General features: G+C 58.1%; 7 protein-coding genes. 5 read left to right on the top strand and 2 right to left on the bottom strand.

The features are described 5' to 3' along the window. Both mobQ and AD944_RS01160 read right to left on the bottom strand, forming a co-directional pair. Positions 1–879, bottom strand: an 879-nt coding sequence (gene mobQ / locus AD944_RS01165) for a MobQ family relaxase (protein WP_061474683.1), incomplete at its 3' end; no start/stop codon positions are given. 8 nt (positions 880–887) lie between these two features. Then, positions 888–1,202, bottom strand: a complete 315-nt coding sequence (locus tag AD944_RS01160) for a hypothetical protein (protein WP_211263320.1) — start codon at positions 1,200–1,202, stop codon at positions 888–890. Positions 1,203–1,387: 185 nt separating this feature from the next. Between AD944_RS01160 and AD944_RS01155 the strand changes: the two genes are divergently transcribed. From AD944_RS01155 to AD944_RS16080, 5 genes are all read left to right on the top strand, one after another. Beyond that, entirely contained in the window at positions 1,388–1,645 is a 258-nt protein-coding gene (locus AD944_RS01155) for a mobilization protein (RefSeq protein ID WP_008852986.1), read from the top strand. Next, positions 1,642–2,178: a hypothetical protein gene (locus AD944_RS01150; protein ID WP_061474679.1), complete on the top strand. Its 537-nt coding sequence runs from the start codon at positions 1,642–1,644 to the stop codon at positions 2,176–2,178. The genes AD944_RS01155 and AD944_RS01150 overlap by 4 nt, the downstream gene beginning before the upstream one ends. Before the next feature lie 328 nt (positions 2,179–2,506). Continuing rightward, positions 2,507–3,106 (top strand): helix-turn-helix domain-containing protein, encoded by a 600-nt coding sequence (locus AD944_RS01145; RefSeq protein WP_061474677.1) that lies wholly within the window; start codon positions 2,507–2,509, stop codon positions 3,104–3,106. Next, on the top strand, positions 3,103–3,540 hold the full coding sequence (locus tag AD944_RS01140) for a DUF29 domain-containing protein (protein ID WP_061474675.1): 438 nt from the start codon (positions 3,103–3,105) through the stop codon (positions 3,538–3,540). Before AD944_RS01145 ends, AD944_RS01140 begins: the two co-directional genes overlap by 4 nt. Positions 3,541–3,572: 32 nt before the next feature. Further along, the gene (locus AD944_RS16080) at positions 3,573–4,136 is read left to right on the top strand and encodes a hypothetical protein (protein WP_082784174.1); all 564 of its coding nucleotides are present in this window, start codon (positions 3,573–3,575) and stop codon (positions 4,134–4,136) included. The last annotated feature ends 223 nt before the right edge of the window (positions 4,137–4,359 follow it).

Raw genomic sequence — 4,359 nt, 5'->3', positions numbered from 1 at the left:
CCTCTGGCGTTCGGCTTCCCTCTCCCGCTCCATCCGCTGACCGATCTTCCGGGCCAGACCGACCGCCAGCCGGGCCTTTTTCTCAAGGCCGGAGAACAGCTCCTGCGCCTTTTCCACGGCCTTGCGGGCCGTTTCCAGAACCCGGTTCCGCTCGCGGATCTCCGCGTTCTGCTTTCCGAGATCCGTCACAGGATCTCGGCCGGGGATCTCGCGGGCTGCCTGACGCTCCAGGGCGGTCGCTGAAACCCCCATATGTCGGGTCGGCTCCTGTTCCTTCCCCTGGCGCTCGAAGCTCCGGTGATCCACCCGCTGTTCGGCCTGATGCCGTTCCAGCGCCGTGTTGACCTGGCGCGCCCACACACCCCGCATATGCTCGATCTCGGCCGAGGCGGTGCTGGCCACGTCCAGAACCCGCGTCTTGGCTCCCAACCCTTCCGCCCCGACCGTCCGGGTCGTGGTCAGGATGTGCGCGTGATGATTCCGGTTGTCCCCTTCCCGGCCGGGTTCATGGATCGCCACATCGGCCACTACCCCGTACCGCTTCACCAGCTCGACCGCGAAATCCCGTGCCAATGCCGCCCGTGCGCCCGCGTCCAGTTCAGCCGGTAACGCCAGCTCGTATTCTCGGCCGGTCTTGGCGTCCTTCCGCTTCTCGGCCGCTTCGGCTGCGTTCCAGAGGGCGTTCCGGTCCTGCGCCCAGTCTACGCCATCCGGGGCCACGATGAACGCGCCTTCCACCCCCTGTTTGCGGGTGTAGTCGTGCGTCAAGCCTTGCCGTTCGTCCGTCAGTTCCTGACCAGTACGATAGGCAGCAGCAGCCACAACACTGCGACCAGCCGAGCGAGAGATGGCTTTAACGGACAGATGATAGATCGCCATATCAGCACTTATTCTGGAACTGGACAGCCGTATTTTTTGAGTCTGTCTCGTGCAACAGCAAGCTGCTCATCCGTAAAGAGAGCAGACCACGGCTTTTGCAGGACAAGATACTCAACGCTCTTCTTCAATCCGTCGTTTTGTCCATGAAGAAATAGCTGCGTAAATCCTTCTGATGGATCAGAAGTGGAAAGTAACTTTTCAGCAGCTTTTTTCCCACCAAGCTCGCAAACCATTTGGCGATATCTTGTTGCCCTATATGGCTTAGGAAGCCTCAAGCCTTCCTCATAAATATTCAACATAGCTTTGTGAAAATCTTTTTCCACTTCCAAATCCTAAAGCACGCATTACGCAGTAATGCTAAAGTGCGCCCTTAACTCCTTCGTCGCAAGGGTTGTTTGCACCACACGAAGAATCAAGGAAACTTCCGAAAAATCGGGTATCCTCAACAGGGCCACGCGGGAATGGAAATCACAACAGACCATTGCACCCACTTGGTGCGGGAGGAAAAATGACACCCATCGAGAAGGCGAAACAGCAGGTCGAACAGGCCAAGGCCCGATATCAGGCTTTGCTCGCCAGACAGAACGCCGAGGAACGCAAGCTGGACACAAGGCGCAAGGTCATTCTCGGCGGGCTGCTGATCGACGCGGCCGGGAAGGATGAACGCTTCGGACGGGTCATTGACGAACTGATGAAACGCATCACCCGCGACCACGACCACAAGGCGTTCGAGGGGTGGCAGAAGCCGGAACCTGACAAGTCATGACCGACGAACGCGAGCTGGATGACGGGCTGGCCGCGTTCGACCAGCTCGGCCGGGAAATGGCGGAGACAAACCGTCTGCTCCGGGCCGTCCGAACCGATCAGGCCACCCGAAATCGGCAGGAACAGGCCCTGTCGGACGAAATGAAGGCCGCTCTTAAACAGGCCACAGGAGCCTCACAGGAGGCGCTACAGGCCAGTCAGACCGAAATACGTTCATCTCTACTCTGGACGGGTCTGATGGCCTTCCTGATCGTTCTGGTGGCGTTTGGCGGGGGTTATTTCTTCGGCCAGCGGTCTGGATGGGACACCGGACACGCGGACGGATACCAGAAAGCCCGGAATCAGGAGGCCGCCGCCAGTTGGGCTAACACTCCGTCCGGACAGCGGGCCTATGGCCTCGATCAGCTTGGGAGCCTCGATATGCTAGCCCTGTGCAAGGGGGATGGCTGGACCATGGAACGCCAGAAGGGTCGGACGGTCTGCTTCCCGAAACTGGACGCCAAAGGGAACCTGAGCGGCTGGTATATCCCCTGACCATCACCGGAAAGGGAAAGCCGGCCAGCCCTTCATCGCTTCCTGAGCCATTTTCTCTTGCCCGATTCTGCAGGCCTCACAGGGTCCGGGCGAGCGCGGAGCGGGAGCGGCGTAGCCCGCCCGCAGGGCGCCGGAACAGGTTCCGAAATGGCAGTTTTCCACCGAAAAAAGAGAGACCAACAGAGAGATTAGATTCTTTTCTCTTTCTTAGGGATCGCCACACCCCGCAGAGAACCAAGAAAAACCGCTTGTTTTAAGTGCCGGAATCCGGCACCTATTAGTGCCAGAGCCCGGCACCTAAAAACAGGTTCTCCACAGGGAGCAGACTATGGCCCAGATTGTGCGCCTCACCACCAAGCCGCAGCGATCCGAACGAGAGGAAGCGGCACAGGCGGCCGAGCAGCTCTCGCTCCTTTCCGATCAGTTCCTGAAGCATTTGCCCGGAGAAGCGCGTTTAGCCATCTCACGGGCTACATACGCGCTCCAGAAAGCCGCGCGACCAGACACCACCGAAGGGCTTTGGCCGGGAGGTTTCACCATGTTGAGCCGCAACCAAACTATTGCCATCTGGGATGCTATTCGCGCCCTGCCATCCGACGACCGGCCTCATCAGGTCCGTCATGTTTTCGATCTGGTATTGGTTAATCTCCGACAGGATACAGGCGAGGTTCTCCTCACCCGCGACCAGCTCGCCGAGAAAGTCGGATGTACCTCGAACCACATCAGTCGTATGATGGGTACTCTGGAAAAAATGGGCGTAATTCGCCGCGAACGCCGCAAGATTGAAGGTGTGCAGGGTCGAGGGGTGGCCGTGTATTTCATCAACCCACACGTGGCATGGAACGGCTCGCTGGACGTCCGCAAGGCACAGGCTGCGGAAACCCGGCCGCCCATGCAGCTCGAACTTCTCCAAGGAGGGGCGTCATGAGCAGCACCCTTTACGACCATGATTTTTACGCATGGACCAACGAGCAGGCCGGACTGCTGCGCTCCGGGAAACTATCCGAGGCGGACCTTGAACACATCGCCGAGGAAATCGAGAGCATGGGAAAATCCGAGAAGCGTGAACTTATCAGTCGTCTGACTGTGCTGCTTCTTCACCTGCTCAAATGGGAGTTCCAGCCTATGCGCCGTGGTGCTTCATGGCGTCTCTCGATTGCCAACACCCGTGACGCGCTCGCCGATCATCTGGCCGACAATCCGAGCCTGCGGAGCGTGTTAGAAGCCAGCGTGGAAACCGCCTATCGCCGCGCCCGTCGTGACGCTGCGCTGGAAACCGGTCTGTCAGAAAACACCTTCCCAATGATCTGTCCGTGGTCATTCAGCCAGATGATGGATGAAAACTTCTGGCCGGAAGTCTGATTACTGGACCACATCATGCCCGGCACTGACAGATGACACATCATGGCGCTGCACCGCTCCCCGCAAACTGGGTCGAGAAACTTCTGCCCCGCGTTGATTTTCGAGAACGGCATAGCATCGATATTACTGCTTCTGCAGGAAGCATTCTTGATCGCGCAGCAGACTACCGATTGAAAAACGATCCGTTGGTCCGCTGTGCCATAGCATTACGGGAACTTCCGTTACGCGTGCTGGGACGAACTGTTCGTCCCCCGTTCGATCGGGACGATTTTACTTTCTTGGGGCGTGATGGGGAGAATGCCCTTGCTTTCGGCCTAATCGGTACATTCTGGAAAGCCGATTACGGATTGCTACCATGCAGCTCAGTAGAAGATTTCCTGAGCTGCACAAATCTGGACGTTTGCAAACTTGTACTTTCCTACACGATCCAGCCACTGACACGTAGAAGACAGCGCCTCACGACCGAGACATGCGTCTTCTGTCCTACGCCCGCGACACGGCGACATTTTGCGCCCTACTGGTATCTAATCCGCCCCGTCAGCGGGCTGATCCGCAGGCGCATGCTAGCCTCTGTGCGCACACAGGCTGAATCCTGACATAAAATGCACTCTTGGTTTTTGTACCACTCATCCTCTCTCGTTATCAAAATCCAATACTTGGCCCCCGGTCACGGGAACGCCTGACTGTTGGCCTGTCGATCTCTTTGGCGAGTTGCTTCTGCCTCTCCATTTCGGCGGCCTTACGGGCTTCCTCGACCGCCCGCTGCTCTGCCTGACGCTGCATTTCCCGCCTGATTTCTTCCTGACGGACCCGCTCCTG

Origin of the sequence: Acetobacter tropicalis, from assembly GCF_001580915.1 — a bacterium.
In the GTDB taxonomy this organism is placed as follows: Bacteria; Pseudomonadota; Alphaproteobacteria; order Acetobacterales; family Acetobacteraceae; genus Acetobacter; species Acetobacter tropicalis.
This window is presented reverse-complemented; position numbering and strand designations above follow the sequence as displayed.

What these genes read in the sequence shown, in the direction of transcription:
- AD944_RS01155 (WP_008852986.1), top strand. Translation starts at nt 1,388, where the DNA reads ATGACACCCATCGAGAAGGCGAAACAGCAGGTCGAACAGGCCAAGGCC.
- AD944_RS01150 (WP_061474679.1), top strand. Translation starts at nt 1,642, where the DNA reads ATGACCGACGAACGCGAGCTGGATGACGGGCTGGCCGCGTTCGACCAG.
- AD944_RS01145 (WP_061474677.1), top strand. Translation starts at nt 2,507, where the DNA reads ATGGCCCAGATTGTGCGCCTCACCACCAAGCCGCAGCGATCCGAACGA.
- AD944_RS01140 (WP_061474675.1), top strand. Translation starts at nt 3,103, where the DNA reads ATGAGCAGCACCCTTTACGACCATGATTTTTACGCATGGACCAACGAG.
- AD944_RS16080 (WP_082784174.1), top strand. Translation starts at nt 3,573, where the DNA reads ATGACACATCATGGCGCTGCACCGCTCCCCGCAAACTGGGTCGAGAAA.